Here is a 15,154-nt window from a genome sequence, read left to right as displayed (position 1 = left end):
ACGTTGCCTCCTTCTAGCCTTTAACGGCTCCAATGGTGATGCCTTGCAGGAAATAGCGCTGAAGCGAGAAGAACAGTATCATCATCGGCAAGGCCGCGACGGTTGCTCCAGCCATGAGTGCGCCGAAATCCGTGGTGTCCGCGTAAACGAAGGAAGCCAGACCTACCTGAATGGTTCTCATTTCCGTCGTGTTGGTCACGAGGAAAGGCCAGAAGAAATCGTTCCAGGATGCCACGAATGTGAAGATCGCCAGAACGGCGAGACCGGGCTTTGCCATCGGCAGAATGACCTTCCAGAAGATCCCGAACTCTCCGCAGGCGTCGATGCGCGCGGCGTGAATAAGCGAGGTCGGCAGCGATGACATGTACTGCTTCATCAAGAAGATGTTCCCTACGCTCACGATACTCGGCAGAAGAATCGCCGTATATGTATTCCCGAGATCAAATACGTCAATCATCAAAATATAGAGCGGAATGAGTGTAACCTGAGCCGGAATCATCATGGTGCTGAGCAAAATCCAGAAGACCGCCTTATTCCCCGGAAACTTCAGCTTCGCGAACGCATAACCTGCGAGCGATGCAAGGAACACGTTCGTCACCGTCAGGATGGAGGAGATGAGCAGCGAGTTGAACAACCATCTCATGACGTTTGTTTTGCTGAAGAAACGTTCATACGGGGCCACGGACAGCACGTCTGGAATCATTTGCGGAATAAACGAAGCAGCCGACTTGGTGTCCTGGACCGATCCGATGAGCATCCAGTACAGCGGAATGATGGTCAGAATGCTCCATACGACCAGGATGACCGAGGCTGAGACGAGCAAAATCACTCTCGATCTTGATTTCATGGGTGCACCCCCTCTTTAGCATAAGCGAAGTCGTTAGTATTCGACGTCGGATGAGAAATACTTGAACTGGATAACCGAAATGACGATGATGAGCGCCGCCAGAACGAAGGATTGCGCGGATGCCAGCCCGAATTCGTAGAAGTTGAATGCCGTGTTGTAGATCAAGTAGGCAATCGTCGTCGTTGCAAAGTTCGGTCCGCCCTGAGTCATGAGATATACCGAGATAAATACCTGGAAGGACGTAATAACGCCCGTCACGAGCAGATATAATGTCGTCGGCTTCATGAGCGGCCAGGTGATGCGCCAGAATTTGGACCAGCCGCTGGCATGGTCGATATCCGCCGCTTCATACAGCGATTTCGGAATGCCGCCCATGGCAGCAAGGTACAGGATAATGCCTGCGCCATGAGAGCCGAGCCAGTTCATCAGAATGAGCGAGAACAGCGCCGTATCCGATTTTCCCAGCCAGATCACAGGATCGAATCCGAACAAGCCGATGAAGCGGTTCAGCAGGCCGGCATGGGTCGGATCGAAAATCGCCAGCCACACGACGGAGATCGTCACGCCGGAAGCGACGGCAGGAAGATACATGGTCGCTTTAAAGAACGTCTGCCATTTATCCTTCATTTGGAAAATAAAAAAGGATAAGGCATACGTGATGATAATGTTGACCGGTACCGTACCAACGGTGAACAGCACCGTATTCCACATCGATTTCCAGAACACCTCGTCCTTTACCATTCGGGTGTAGTTATCGGTTCCGATCCATTCGGAGCCCATGACGCTGTACTGCTGGAAGCTCATCAAAAACGCGGAAGCGACCGGATACAGCGTGAATATTAAAAACAGTAAAACCGGGGCCAGGATGAATAAGTACGCCCAACCGTACTCGCGCATATACCCCTTCATCGGGGTCCGCGGCGGCCGAGACTGAGCCGGGGCCGTCTGCATGGTAATTTCCTCCTTCCGCACAGGTGAACATTTTTGACTTGGCAATACTTGGGGTACCGCTTGTATTATCCGGTTACCGGAAAGCGACGGATATGAACCTTAGGTTACAATCGCGGTTAAAAAGGGAGTGGCCGCGCTCCTGATAAGGACAACGGGACACCCCCCTGGTTACTTGAAATTACTGTCCTAAAATTTGTTTGCCTTTGTCAATGAAGTCTTGTGCGATTTGTTCCGGCGTCTTCTCGCCAGAGAACAGCGCTTGAATGTTCGGCTTAACGACCTGCTCCTTGAATTTCTTCTGGTTCGCGGAATCTTCCGCATTCAGGCTCAAGGTTACCGGATTGTCTCTAAAGTTCGCAAAGATTTCAGCAGCTTTGATCGTCGACTCGGAGCCCAGCCCTTTACCCTCGAAATACTCAGCCTGGGATTTACGAACGAACGGCAGCACCAGCTCGTTGGCAGAATTACCGGCCTTAGCGCCGCTGAGTCCTTCCATGATCAGGAACGTATTCTTCGCGTGCTCTTCGCCTTTATCCTTCTTCTGTCTGAAAGCCACATAGCCTTCGCCAAACATGGACGTCTTGCGCTCTGCACCGTCATTGTGAGGCACCGGCAGCAGAACGAATTCGATCTTCTCGCCTTGAACCGTGCCGCTGTCGATATCCTTCGCGCGGTTTTGCAGCATAACGTCATAGTAAGGAATCGCCTTGGATACGATCGCCGCTTCTTCGGCATAGAACAGGTCCATCCGCTTAGCAGGCGTAATTGCCGCGGTTTCCGCAGGCATATGGCCGGCTTTCAGCAGGTCGGAAACGAAGGTCATTGTATCCAGAATGCGCTCGTCATTCCATTGGAACTCGCCCTTATCGTTCAGGACGTCAGGCATGCCGTTGCTGCGGGTCAGCATTTCGATGAAGTCCAGGGATGTTCCATCCGTAACCAATGCATAGCGTGTATTCCCGTTCGGCAGCTTGGTTGTCAGCTTGCCGGCAGCTTCCTTGAATTCGCTCCAGGTCCAGCCGTTTTCCTGAATGGACTGCCAGTCGATCCCGGCCTCCTCAAGGATCTTCTTGTTGCCGCCCCATGCCCAGAGGGACTGGTAAAGCGGAAGGCCGTACTGCTTGCCTTGGATCTGTCCGAGCTCCAATGTGCCCGGCAGGTAGTCGTTCTTAATCTCGTCGGTCATGTAAGGGGTAAGCTCCAGCGCGAGCCCGGTGTCCACGTAGGCTCCGTCAACCGCATGGAAGTACAAATCAGGCGGATTTCCGGCATTCAAGGCAACGTCGAATTTCTTCGGACCCTCTGCCCAGGACAGCACTTCGGTCTGTACCGTAATGTGAGGGTACTTCTCCTTCAGGTCCGCCACATGCTGTTTCAATTCTTCTTCATATTTGCCGTGAACGGGATAAGTCCAGACGACGACCGTATCAGGCTTCGGCGCGGCCTCTCCGTTACCTTCCGGCGTGGTGGAGGTTCCGCCGTCCGACGTCTTGGTCCCTCCTCCCCCTCCTCCGCATGCTGCCGTGAAGACCAGCATTAATGAAGCCAACAATGTGAGCCAACGTTTCTTCTTCATGTACTACTCCCCTTATCATAAAATATATTTGTGGTTAAGCCGGAAAAACTACAACCGCTTGATGGCCTGCCGGCTCTGGTCCAGATACTTCACCGAACTCTCGTAGTTCCGGCTGGCGACACCAAGATATAAAATATCGATAAGATTAAGCTGTGTAATACGAGAGGACATTGCGCCGCTGCGAATTTCGTTCTCCGTTGAAGAGGTATATAGCGGAATATCCACCGATCGGCTTAACGTCGAATCCCCGTACTTGGTAATGCCGATCGTTCTGCATCCGTTCTCCTTAGCGATGCTCGCTGCCCGGATCACTTCTTTCGTTTCACCGGAGTAAGATATGCATACCGCTGCATCCTCGGGCGTAAGCATTACGGCCGATGTCAGCTGAACGTGGGGGTCCGGGAACGAAATGCATACCTTGTTGATTCGCAAAAATTTCTGCTGGGCATCCATCCCGATCAGATTGGAAGCACCTACGCCAAACATAAATATGCGCTTCGCCTGATCAAGGGCCGATACGGCCTCTTCCACCTTCCCTTCCTCCATAATCTTCATCGTATCCCGAATCGATTGAATGTTATTGTTCGAGACGTTCTGTATGATTGCAGAAATGCTGTCATTGGGCCGAATATCCTGATACCCGGTGGCTAATGGCTCCTGCAAATCGCCAGCTACCTTCAGCTTCAGATCCTGATAGCCTTTGAAGCCCATCGTTTTGCACAGCCTTACAATCGCGGCTTGGCTTGAACCGCTTCGAACCGCCAGATCCGCGACCGACATCTGTATCATCTCTGCCGGCTCCTGCAAAATGAAGGCTGCAACTTTGCGCTCGGACGGATTTAATGTTTCAAAGACCTCACGCAATCGAACCAATCCGCCGTTCATCCTTTGCCCCCCTTTTACGATTCATCCTCTGATCTACAAGATATGTAACATTTAATGACATGATTTGATCGAAAGCATGACTGGTATCGCTTTCAATATCAGCGGATTGAGTTCATTATAAATTGTGTGAAATAATATTTCAATACTTAATTCATAATTTAAAATTTTGTTTTACAACCTCTCTTTTTTCTCCTATACTGAATATAGAAAGCGAAGTGGTTCAAAATGGAAATTTTTATCGGAGTCGACGGCGGTGGCACAAAGACTGATGCAACAGCCATCAACGCCAGCGGCCAAGTCCTTTCCCGTTTCACTGGAGGTTCCACTAATCCTTATATCGTTACCTTTGACGGGGCGATGAAAGAGCTTCAAACGGTGATCGATGGCCTCATGAAGCCGCTCAATCTTTCGTCAGCTTCATGTTCGGCAATATGCCTTGGTATGTCAGGTATAAGCTCGGACGAGGAACGGCAGCGGGTTCACCAGTTTCTAGAATCGCATTTCCTGGAACGGCAGCTCTCTCCGCGTATTTACATGCGCTCCGAAGCCGAGATTTCGTTAATGGCTGTACTGGAGCGCCAATACGGAATCCTGATCATTTCAGGAACCGGCTCCAATACTTACGGGATTACGAAATCCGGGAGCATCCACCGTGTCGGCGGCTGGGGGCATATTCTCGGCGATGAGGGCAGCGGGTATCAGATCGGGCTTCAGACTTTGAAGTCGGTCATTAAAAGCCATGAGCGGATTCTGCCGCCAACTCGGATGAGCAGCTTGATTCTGAAGGCTTATCCGCTGGGCCATATCGCCGATCTTAAATCATATATATACCAGCCTGCCATAACGAAGCAGAGCATCGCTTCCTTCGCCCGCTGCTGTATTGAAGCTGCGGAAGCCGGGGACCACGCCGCTCTTGGCATTCTCCGCTCGCAGGCCGCCGAGCTCGCGGATACGACTTCCGCGCTCATCATGCAGCACCATGAATTCGTTGCAAGTGATGTGGTGTGCATCGGTTCGATCTTCAAGCATTCACGCGTATTCCGGGAAGCTTATCGAACGGCGATACGGGAACGCTACCCGCGGCTGCAATTCCCGGAAGCAACGCACGACCGAGCACCGGCGCACGGTGCCGCCATGCTGGCATACCGGCTATTCCAGGACGGAGCCTAATGATCCAGGCGAATTGTTGTAACCGTTATCAGGCCCCGTCCATATTTCTAGACTTAAGAAAGTACCTGGCACAGGAAGTGGCGGCGCAGCTCCGCTGCCCTTGCCACTCCGCTGATCAGCTGTACCACCTACATAAGGTTCTGCCCGACGTTTATTCGTTCGGCCAACGGTAAATGCCCGGATACAGCAGCCGCACACGGCACGCTTTCTTAATTCTTCAAAAAGGAGACCTCTCATGACGAACATTCTCAGTCAATTGACAACCGAACAGCCTCATGAACATACGCAGAACATTGATCAGTTGAGCTCAGAGGAAATTATGACCCTGATTAATAATGAGGACAGCCTGATCACCGACACGATTCGGGAGCTGATCCCTACCATCGCCAAGGCGGCTGATCTTATCGTAGAAGCCTTTCAGAACGGCGGCCGTTTATTCTACGTCGGTGCAGGAACGAGCGGACGGATCGGTATTCTTGACGCATCCGAGTGCCCGCCAACCTATGGGACGGATCCGTCGATGGTGCAAGGTCTTATCGCCGGAGGTTTCCGAGCGGTGAAGGAAGCGATCGAAGGAGCGGAGGACAGCGAAGAGCTCGGCGAGCAGGACATGAATGAGCACGGCATCAATGAAAAAGACGTCGTGATCGGCATCGCTGCCAGCGGCCGCACTCCCTATGTGCTCGGGGCTATGCGGCGTGCCAAGAAGCTCGGGGCGGTCGTGATCGGCCTGTGCAACAACTATAACTCGCCGATGCATCAGGATGCCGATTTCGTGATTGAAGCCGTCGTCGGGCCGGAAGTGATTATGGGCTCTACTCGAATGAAAGCCGGCACTTCGCAAAAGCTGATACTCAACATGCTGACAACAACAGCCATGATCCGGATCGGCAAAGTGTACAAAAACCTGATGGTCGATCTCAATCCATCCAACAACAAGCTTGTACACCGCGCCAAGCGCATAATCACGCTAGCTACCGGCGCATCCGACGAGGACGTAGAGAAGGCTTACTTCGAGGCTGGAGCGCATGTCAAAACCGCCATCGTCATGCTGCTGGCCAACGTGAATGCCGAAGAGGCAGCAAGGCTGCTCGAGGGCACGAACGGTTTTGTGCGCAGCGCCATCAATCTGAAAGCCCACAAGGGCTCTTGACAACCGGTCAGGGCATCGCCCTAAGCCGTCAGCTATTCCACTATAACGATAAACGGGGATCCTGCAGATCAATGATGATCTGAGGATCCCCGTTTATTCGTCTTAGATTGAATCCCGTCCCGTCAATCCCGTCTGACGCTCGCTCCATTCCCACAGCCTAGCCGCAAGCTGCGGATCGCCGGCCTTCTCTGTCGTTCGAACCGGCTTGCACTTGACGAAATATTCGCCCGTCACCTGCTCCACCTCCGGAGCCGAAGCCAAATATACTGCGGTTTTGGCGCCTTCATCCGGCGTAAGGAAGAACGGCCGGAGCACCCGATGCACCGCCTTGCCGAACCCCGTCTCCCTGTTTACGCCGATGCTCGTGCTGACCGCGCCAGGATGAAGCGCATTGGCCGTCACCCCCGTCCCGGACAGGCGGCGCGCCAGCTCTTTCGTAAACAGGATATTAGCCAGCTTGGACTGGGCATACCCCTTCGCTACATGAAAGCCTTTGGACAGATTCGGATCCTCCCAATGAATTCTTCCGATTTTGTGCGCGCCGGAGGATACGTTGACGATCCTCCCCTGCTGCGCCTGTTTCAACGGACCGAGAAGCAGGTTCGTGAGCAGAAAATGGCCCAGATGGTTGACCCCAAGCATCGCTTCATATCCGTCGGCCGTCGTCTCCCGTTTGATCGTGACGACGCCCGCATTGTTCAGCAGGACGTCAAGGCGGTCATACTGTGCTTGGTACTCGGATGCGAACTGCCGGATGCTTGAGAATGAACCCAAATCAAGCTGCATCAGACGGATGTCACCGCATCCGTTACATGCCTGTTTCGCCTGCTCAAGCGCCGCCTCCCCTCTCGCCTGACTTCGGCAAGCCATAATCACATGCGCCCCCATACGGGCAAGCGCAATCGTGGATGCGAGCCCCATACCCGAGTTGGCCCCCGTAATGATCGCTATTTTCCCTGACATATCGCTCATCCTTGTTCCCCTCCTTCGTTCAATAGGCCTGATCCGACAGCAGGTTAGTTTCGTACCGTTCAATGCTATCTGCTTCTGACGGGCGTATTGGCTTCGTATCTTTGATAGCGAGAAAAACGTCTATCGACGCGCTCTCAAAGAAGGCAGACCGCGTTTAACGGTAGTTCCTGCTATATCAGGCTGCAGATCCGACGATGCTTATACCTTCGGATATCTAAAAAAATCCCGCCGCCAGCTTTGGAGACGAGATTCTTGGAATGTTATATGACCTATTCGCTGCTCTTATGCTTGGTCGCTGTTATGCGCCTAGGCACCGGCTTCATTCAAAGCCAGGATGATCGCCGTAAGGCCGAAGCACAGATTCAGAAGGCAGAGGAAAACCAGCGTCTGCTTCTGGTTAAGCCCGGTTGCGAGCAGGCGATAGTGCGCCTGCGAGGCATCCGCCTGGTAGATCGGCTTCGACTGCAGCATTCTGCGAATAACGACGATCACGTTATCGATGATCGGCACGCCCAGGGCAAAGATCGGGATGAACAACGAAGCCAGCGTCGCTCCCTTGAATGCCCCGTCCAAGGCGATAATGCCGAGGATGAATCCGAGGAAGGTAGCGCCCGCATCCCCCATAAACACCCGGGCTGGCGGCTTGTTATAGCGCAGGTATCCGAGCGCGGCGCCCACCAGAATTACAGCCAGCAAAGCGGATTCGCTCTGCCCCATCGTCATGGCGACAACAAACAGCGTTCCGCCCGAAATGGCGGACAGCCCGCCGGCTAGACCGTCAATGCCGTCCGAGAAATTAATAACCGTCGTAACGCCGAAAATCCAGAAAATGGTCAAAATCAGCTGCAGCCATTCCGGCAGGTTGATGTAATGGCCGGTGAACGGGTTGTTGAAGCCCTCGAATTGGATGCCGTAGCTGTATACAATGACGGCGGCGGAGATTTGAACGATCAGCTTCGGCAGGGAGGCGAGCTCTTTCCCCTGCGATTTGTACCAGTCATCGACAAGCCCGATGCCGAGAATCAGGACGCTCCCGATAAAAATCCCCACCGCTTCCCTGGAGATCGTACCGGTCAGTGCAAAATACGTAATGAAAAATCCGATGAAAATGGCGATTCCCGCAGTCAGCGGAATCGGTTCGCGGTGAATTTTCCGCTCGGAGTCAGGTCTTGGCTTGTCCACAAAGTCAATTTTGATCGCCAGCTTCCGAAACGGCGGAATCAGCACGAGAACCAGCACCATCGATATGACAAACGCTGTTAGATATAGCATGATTTCCTCCCAATAAATGATGAATGATGGAGAACATTGCAACCTCAGTATATGACTTTCGTCCAACTCTATCAACCTATCGACATAAGATTCTCTTAAGAAAATGCAATGAATTTTTTCATTTCTGTGGTAGGGTTCCCTTCCCAGCCGCAGTTATTCCTCCGTGCCAAGACACAGGGACATGAAAAAAAAGCCGCCGCCAGCACAGCAACTCTCTGCCTGGCGACAGCTCCTTCGGACCGGCGGACTAAGATTGTTTCTTATTCACCGCAAGCCCGATGATCATAATGATAAGTCCAAGCAAAGCAATCAACTGATCAATGGTCATGGCACAAGCCTCCCTCATCCAAGGTTGGCTCTTGACCGGCGATCTGCCTCTCCCATAAGCGTTGCTTTACCTTTCCCCATTATCATTCTATGAGGGGTATCAGCTGAAATATGACCCTTTTTTCATGCACAAAAAGCCCGCCCCTTCTCTTGCGCATCAAGGGACAGGCATAAGCTTGCTTGTTCTTCCGTTAAATGAAGGTAATCGCTAGCCCGGCATCACCGAATGGCTGTCGTTACCAAGCGCAGTGCACCCGAACGGCTCGAGAAATCCCGATTATTCCGTTACAATGTCGTACACCAGAACCGGTGCATCGGCATGATCGTCAATCCGGATGCTCTCATACAGCTTCTGCTTCACGTCTTCCACGTCTTCGCGGTTCGCGTGGATCGTCACGAGCGATTCGCCCTTCTTGACCGTATCGCCGACCTTCTTGTTAAGCATCAGGCCGACAGCCAGATCGATCTCGGATTCCTTCGTCGCGCGTCCGGCGCCGAGCCACATTGCCGCCGTGCCGATTTCGTCCGCGACGAGCTCGGCCACGACGCCGTCCCGCTGAGCCGGAAGCTCGATCAGATACTTCGCCTTCGGCAGCCGGTCCGGATCATCCACCACGGACGGGTCACCGCCCTGGTTCTGGATGAATTCCTTGAACTTCTCCAGTGCTTTGCCGTTGCGGATGACCTCTCTCAGCATCTCCTCCGCCTCTTCCAGCGACTCCGCCTTACGGGCGAGATAGACCATCTGTCGGCCTAATGCAAGGCACAGCTCCTCCAGATCCTTCGGACCTTCGCCGCGAAGGGCCAAGATCGCCTCCTGCACCTCCAGCGAATTGCCGATGGCAACGCCCAGCGGCTGGCTCATGTCCGAGATGACCGCCATCGTCTTGCGGCCGACATTGTTGCCGATGCTCACCATGGCATGCGCAAGCTCCTTCGCATCCTCCACCGTTTTCATGAAGGCGCCCGCGCCGGTCTTGACGTCCAGCACGATGGCGTCGGAGCCGGCAGCGATTTTCTTGCTCATGATCGAGCTTGCAATCAGCGGGATGGAATTGACGGTAGCCGTGACATCCCGAAGGGCATACAGCTTCTTGTCGGCCGGAGTGAGGTTCCCCGTCTGCCCGATGACCGCGATTTTATGCTGATTGACCAGGTTCACAAACTCTTCCTTGCTGATCTCCACATGGAAGCCCGGAATCGACTCCAGCTTGTCAATCGTGCCTCCGGTATGGCCGAGCCCGCGCCCGGACATCTTCGCCACGGGGATATCGAGTGCGGCCACGAGCGGTGCCAGGACAAGCGTCGTCGTATCGCCGACCCCTCCGGTGGAGTGCTTGTCGACCTTGATTCCCTCAATTGCGGACAGATCAATCGTTTCTCCGGAGTTCACCATCGCCATCGTCAAATCGGCCCGTTCCCGGTCCGACATGTCTTGGAAATAAATCGCCATATTCATGGCGCTGACCTGGTAATCGGGAATATCTCCCTTCGTGTATCCTTCGATAAAGAAATTGATCTCTTCAGTTGTCAGTTCCTTGCCGTCGCGTTTCTTCGCAATCAAATCAACCATTCTCATCGTACATTCTCCTCACTCTTATGCGATGATCGTAACTCCTTCATCCGTCAGCCTCGCTGTATGCATTGCAGCGAAACCAGCATACCGTGCCGTTCCAAACCGTAGGCGCGCCGTCCGGGCATCCGCGGCGATCATCGTGCTGCAGCCTCGTTACGGCGCGCCCTTGGCTTTAAAGCTGTCTTCCCCTTGCCTCGGGCCTTATTTATAAGGATATCGCCGTATCCAGCGCGACTTCCATCATGTCGTTAAACGTCGTTTGGCGCTCCTCGGAGGACGTCTCTTCCCCAGTCAGCAGATGGTCGCTTACCGTCAGAATCGTCAAGGCATTGACGCCGTATCTTGCGGCAATCGTGTAGAGCGCCGTCGTCTCCATCTCCACGCCAAGCACGCCATGCTGCATCAGCTTCTCAACGACCGATTTGTCCTCGCGGTAGAACACATCCGATGTAAAAATATTGCCGACATGCATATTGAGCCCTTTTTCCTTTCCGCGCTCATACGCTCCGAGCAGCAGCGGGAAGCTGGCAATCGGCGAATAATCGTAGCCGTTAAAGTGGTGGCGGTTCATGCCGGAATCCGAGCACGCCGCCTGGGCGAGAATGACGTCGCGGACGTGGACATGCTCCTGCATTGCGCCGCAAGTACCGACCCGAAACAGGTTTTTGACGCCGTACTCCCGGATCAGCTCGTTCACGTAAATCGCAATGGACGGCACACCCATGCCGGTGCCTTGGACCGATACGCGTTTGCCTTTATAAGTGCCCGTAAATCCGAGCATCCCCCGTACTTCGTTGTAGCAGATCACATCTTCCAGGTACGTGTCGGCGATGTATTTAGCCCGCAGCGGGTCCCCCGGCAGCAGGATGGATTCCGCAATCTCGCCCGGTTTCGCTCCAATATGTGTACTCATGTCCCATTCCTCCACTCATTCAATTGGTTTGCAGTTCGTTCAAAAAGCTGGTGCCGTGGTCCGGAAGCTTCACGCCGAAGTTGTCCGCTACGGTAGCCCCGATATCGGCAAAGGTACGGCGAAGCGGCAGCTCCCCGCCCCGTTCAAAGCGCGGCGAATATACGAGAAGCGGCACGTATTCGCGCGTGTGGTCCGTTCCCTTATAGGTCGGGTCGTTGCCGTGATCGGCCGTAATGATCAGCAGATCCTCCTCCGTCATCTTATCGAACACTTCAGGAAGCCGCTTGTCATAATCCTCCAGAGCCTGGCCGTAACCTTTCGGGTCGCGGCGGTGACCGTACACCGCATCGAAATCGACCAGATTGAGGAAGCTGAGGCCGGTAAACTCCTCGTCCATGGTTTGGATCATTTTATCCATTCCGTCCATATTGGACACCGTCCGCACGGCCTTGGTGATGCCTTCGCCATCATAAATATCCGAGATTTTGCCGAGGGCGATCACATCGAAGCCCGCATCCTTCAGCTCGTTCATCGTCGTTCTGCCGAACGGCTTAAGGGCATAGTCATGACGATTGGCGGTGCGCTTGAAGCTGCCAGCCTCTCCGACGAACGGACGGGCGATAATGCGGCCCAGCATATAAGGATCCTCCAGCGTGATCTCGCGGCAAAATTCGCAGATTTCATACAGCTCTTTAAGCGGAACGACGTCCTCGTGAGCGGCGATTTGGAGCACGGAATCCGCGGAGGTGTAAATGATCAAAGCACCGGTCTTGACATGCTCTTCGCCGAGCTCGGCAATGATTTCGGTGCCGCTGGCCGGTTTGTTGCCGATCACTTTGCGGCCGGTTTTCTGCTCAATGCGCTGAATGAGCTCATCCGGAAACCCTTCCGGGAACACGCGGAACGGGGTATCGATGTACAGGCCCATGATCTCCCAGTGGCCGGTCATCGTATCCTTGCCGTTTGAAGCCTCCTGCATCTTGGTATAAAATGCCCGCGGCTGATCGGCTGCGGGAATGCCTTCGATCTCACGAATGTTGGACAGGCCGAGCGAAGCCATATTCGGCATGTTCAGTCCTTTGCACTCCCGGGCGATATGACCAAGCGTATCGGAACCGACATCATCGAAGTCGGCCGCATCCGGCGCTTCGCCGATCCCGACGGAGTCAAGCACGATCAGGTGAATTCGTTTGAAACGTTCCATATCCAAGCTCCCCCTTAACATAATTGATGTTCCATCAAAAGTCATACGGTTACGGTGCTTCCCATGGTTTTGTTTGTGACGGTCCTACAGGAACAGGCCCGCAATGGTAGCGGAGAGCACGCTGACCAAGGTCGCACCATACAGCAGCTTCAAGCCGAAGCGCGCAACCACATTTCCCTGCTTCTCGTTCAAGCCCTTGACGGCTCCGGCAATAATGCCGATCGAGGAGAAGTTCGCGAAGGAAACGAGGAATACCGATACGATACCGATTGTACGCTCGGACAGGTTCGTAAAGTTGCCCAGATCAAGCATCGCCACAAATTCGTTGGATACCAGCTTGGTAGCCATGATGCTGCCCGCATCCACGGCTTCTGTCCAAGGTACGCCCATAACGAAGGCGATCGGAGCGAAAATAAATCCAAGCAGCTGCTGGAACGTAATCCCGAAGATGAGGTTGAAGATCCCGTTAATCATGGCGATGAGCGCAACGAATCCGAGAAGCATCGCCGCAACCGTGATGGCGACCTTAAAGCCGTCCATGATGTACTCGCCCAGCATTTCGAAGAAGGACTGCTTCTCTTCCTCCTGAACTTCCAGGATATCTTCATCTTTATCCACCTTATAAGGGTTGACGATCGATGCAATAATAAATCCGCCAAACAGGTTCAACACAATCGCCGTTACGACGTAGCGCGGCTCGATCATCGTCATGTATGCACCGACGATGGACATCGACACGGTGGACATGGCCGATGCGCAAAGCGTATACATCCGATGCTTCGGAATACGCGCAATCTGCTTCTTGACCGAAATAAACACCTCGGATTGCCCAAGGATCGCCGACGCTACCGCATTATAGGATTCCAGCTTTCCCATACCGTTGATTTTGCTTAAGATCAAACCGATATATCGTACGATAAACGGAAGCACCTTAATATATTGAAGTATACCAATCAACGCGGAAATAAACACGATCGGTAGCAGCACATTGAGGAAGAAAGGTCCGGCACCTTCATTGGCAATCCCGCCGAACACGAATTCAATCCCTTCCCCTGCATATCCAAGCAGCGCCTCGAAGGTATTGGCGATCCCTCTAACAAGATACTCACCGACGCCCGTATTCAGCAAAATAAATCCGAGAATCAGTTGAAGCAGAATCATGACGGCCAGCGGACGATAGCGGATGTTCCGCTTATCGTTGCTTATGATGAACGCCAGACCGAAAACGACCAGCAAGCCCAATATGGCGATTAAATATTTCATCCTCGTTGTTCCCCCATAGGTGATTTTTTTTGTAGAACATTACAGATTGCCTGAAACACCAATTCTAGCAGCTGATCCTTAATAGAACGTGTTCAATAAGTCGAGTTTTCAGCGGAAGGTCCGGCAGAGTTCAAGATTCGATGCCGAGTTACTTCTTGATTCATTTCGTGATCTAAAGACTTTTAGAACAACCTCTAATAGGATGACGTCGATTGTCCGCCCTCCATAATTTTAACGCCCGAGCTCGCGCCGATGCGCGTTGCGCCCGCTTCAATCATTCGCTCCATGTCTTCTCTGCTGCGAACGCCGCCGGAAGCTTTGACGCCTGTGCTCTCGCCCACCGTTTTCCGCATCAGAGCCACGTCCTCCGGTGTCGCGCCGCCGGTCGAGAAGCCGGTCGAGGTCTTCACATAATCCGCGCCGGCTTTAACCGCCAGCTCGCATGCCCGCACCTTTTCTTCATCCGTGAGCAGGCTTGTCTCGATAATGACCTTGACCAGCGCCTTGCCTGCCGCCGCATCCACCACGGATTGAATGTCGCTCTGCACCAATTCGTAATTGCCGTCCTTCAGCGCGCCGATGTTAATTACCATGTCCACTTCAGTGGCTCCGTTGGCAATCGCATCCTTCGTTTCAAAAGCCTTGACGGCCGAAGTTGTCGCACCCAGCGGGAATCCGATGACGGTGCATACCTTTACCTTCGTTCCTGCCAGCTGCTCGGCGCAAAATTTAACCCAGCCGGGGTTGACGCATACCGAAGCAAATTCATACTTCTTGGCCTCTTCCGTTATTCTCCGAATCTCTGTCTCGGTTGCGTCCGCCTTGAGCAGCGTATGATCAATCATTCCTGCAATATTCATTGCTGAAAACACTCCTTTTCGTCATCATTTCCAACCCTCTGTAAAGCGCTATCATTCTATCAAAAACCTATCAACGGGAACCATCATATCACAGCTCTGAACATATGTAAAACACCTTATGAAATTATGTTCATGCCGATTTATGGCAATGATCTTTATCATTGTTCGCCACTCGATGATCATTC

At 53.2% G+C, this 15,154-nt stretch carries 13 protein-coding genes; 2 read left to right on the top strand and 11 right to left on the bottom strand.

Features of this window, described 5'->3' with window-relative positions:
• Nucleotides 1–13: 13 nt before the first annotated feature.
• From J2Z18_RS25645 to J2Z18_RS25630, 4 genes are all read right to left on the bottom strand, one after another.
• A complete protein-coding gene (locus J2Z18_RS25645; protein WP_007131755.1) occupies nucleotides 14–847 on the bottom strand; it encodes a carbohydrate ABC transporter permease in 834 nt (277 codons plus the stop codon).
• 33 nt (nucleotides 848–880) lie between these two features.
• Entirely contained in the window at nucleotides 881–1,798 is a 918-nt protein-coding gene (locus tag J2Z18_RS25640; RefSeq protein WP_007131756.1) for a carbohydrate ABC transporter permease, read from the bottom strand.
• A gap of 178 nt (nucleotides 1,799–1,976) precedes the next feature.
• The gene (locus tag J2Z18_RS25635) at nucleotides 1,977–3,374 is read right to left on the bottom strand and encodes an ABC transporter substrate-binding protein (protein WP_007131757.1); all 1,398 of its coding nucleotides are present in this window, start codon (nucleotides 3,372–3,374) and stop codon (nucleotides 1,977–1,979) included.
• 48 nt (nucleotides 3,375–3,422) lie between these two features.
• Nucleotides 3,423–4,259, bottom strand: coding sequence for a MurR/RpiR family transcriptional regulator (locus tag J2Z18_RS25630; protein WP_007131758.1), 837 nt, complete (start codon nucleotides 4,257–4,259; stop codon nucleotides 3,423–3,425).
• Between the two features lie 225 nt (nucleotides 4,260–4,484).
• Here J2Z18_RS25630 and J2Z18_RS25625 point away from each other — a divergent pair, with 225 nt between their 5' ends.
• Nucleotides 4,485–5,429, top strand: coding sequence for a BadF/BadG/BcrA/BcrD ATPase family protein (locus J2Z18_RS25625; protein ID WP_007131759.1), 945 nt, complete (start codon nucleotides 4,485–4,487; stop codon nucleotides 5,427–5,429).
• Between the two features lie 235 nt (nucleotides 5,430–5,664).
• Entirely contained in the window at nucleotides 5,665–6,582 is a 918-nt protein-coding gene (gene murQ, locus J2Z18_RS25620; RefSeq protein WP_007131761.1) for an N-acetylmuramic acid 6-phosphate etherase, read from the top strand.
• A 102-nt stretch (nucleotides 6,583–6,684) separates the two neighbouring features.
• Here murQ and J2Z18_RS25615 read toward each other — a convergent pair whose 3' ends face one another.
• From J2Z18_RS25615 to deoC, 7 genes are all read right to left on the bottom strand, one after another.
• Nucleotides 6,685–7,554, bottom strand: coding sequence for an SDR family oxidoreductase (locus J2Z18_RS25615; RefSeq protein WP_007131762.1), 870 nt, complete (start codon nucleotides 7,552–7,554; stop codon nucleotides 6,685–6,687).
• 306 nt (nucleotides 7,555–7,860) lie between these two features.
• Nucleotides 7,861–8,826 carry an MraY family glycosyltransferase gene (locus J2Z18_RS25610; protein WP_028405059.1) on the bottom strand — a complete coding sequence of 322 codons (966 nt, stop codon included), beginning with the start codon at nucleotides 8,824–8,826 and terminating at the stop codon, nucleotides 7,861–7,863.
• A gap of 604 nt (nucleotides 8,827–9,430) precedes the next feature.
• Nucleotides 9,431–10,732 (bottom strand): pyrimidine-nucleoside phosphorylase, encoded by a 1,302-nt coding sequence (locus J2Z18_RS25605; RefSeq protein ID WP_007131764.1) that lies wholly within the window; start codon nucleotides 10,730–10,732, stop codon nucleotides 9,431–9,433.
• Nucleotides 10,733–10,934: 202 nt separating this feature from the next.
• Nucleotides 10,935–11,642 carry a purine-nucleoside phosphorylase gene (gene deoD / locus J2Z18_RS25600; protein WP_007131765.1) on the bottom strand — a complete coding sequence of 236 codons (708 nt, stop codon included), beginning with the start codon at nucleotides 11,640–11,642 and terminating at the stop codon, nucleotides 10,935–10,937.
• Between the two features lie 19 nt (nucleotides 11,643–11,661).
• Nucleotides 11,662–12,846 carry a phosphopentomutase gene (gene deoB / locus J2Z18_RS25595; RefSeq protein WP_007131766.1) on the bottom strand — a complete coding sequence of 395 codons (1,185 nt, stop codon included), beginning with the start codon at nucleotides 12,844–12,846 and terminating at the stop codon, nucleotides 11,662–11,664.
• A gap of 84 nt (nucleotides 12,847–12,930) precedes the next feature.
• A complete protein-coding gene (locus tag J2Z18_RS25590; RefSeq protein WP_144869790.1) occupies nucleotides 12,931–14,109 on the bottom strand; it encodes a NupC/NupG family nucleoside CNT transporter in 1,179 nt (392 codons plus the stop codon).
• Nucleotides 14,110–14,303: 194 nt separating this feature from the next.
• Nucleotides 14,304–14,969 carry a deoxyribose-phosphate aldolase gene (deoC, locus tag J2Z18_RS25585; protein ID WP_144869788.1) on the bottom strand — a complete coding sequence of 222 codons (666 nt, stop codon included), beginning with the start codon at nucleotides 14,967–14,969 and terminating at the stop codon, nucleotides 14,304–14,306.
• Nucleotides 14,970–15,154: the final 185 nt, after the last annotated feature.

The organism is Paenibacillus lactis, assembly GCF_017873605.1.
Classification (GTDB): Bacteria; Bacillota; Bacilli; order Paenibacillales; family Paenibacillaceae; genus Paenibacillus_AQ; species Paenibacillus_AQ lactis.
This window is presented reverse-complemented; position numbering and strand designations above follow the sequence as displayed.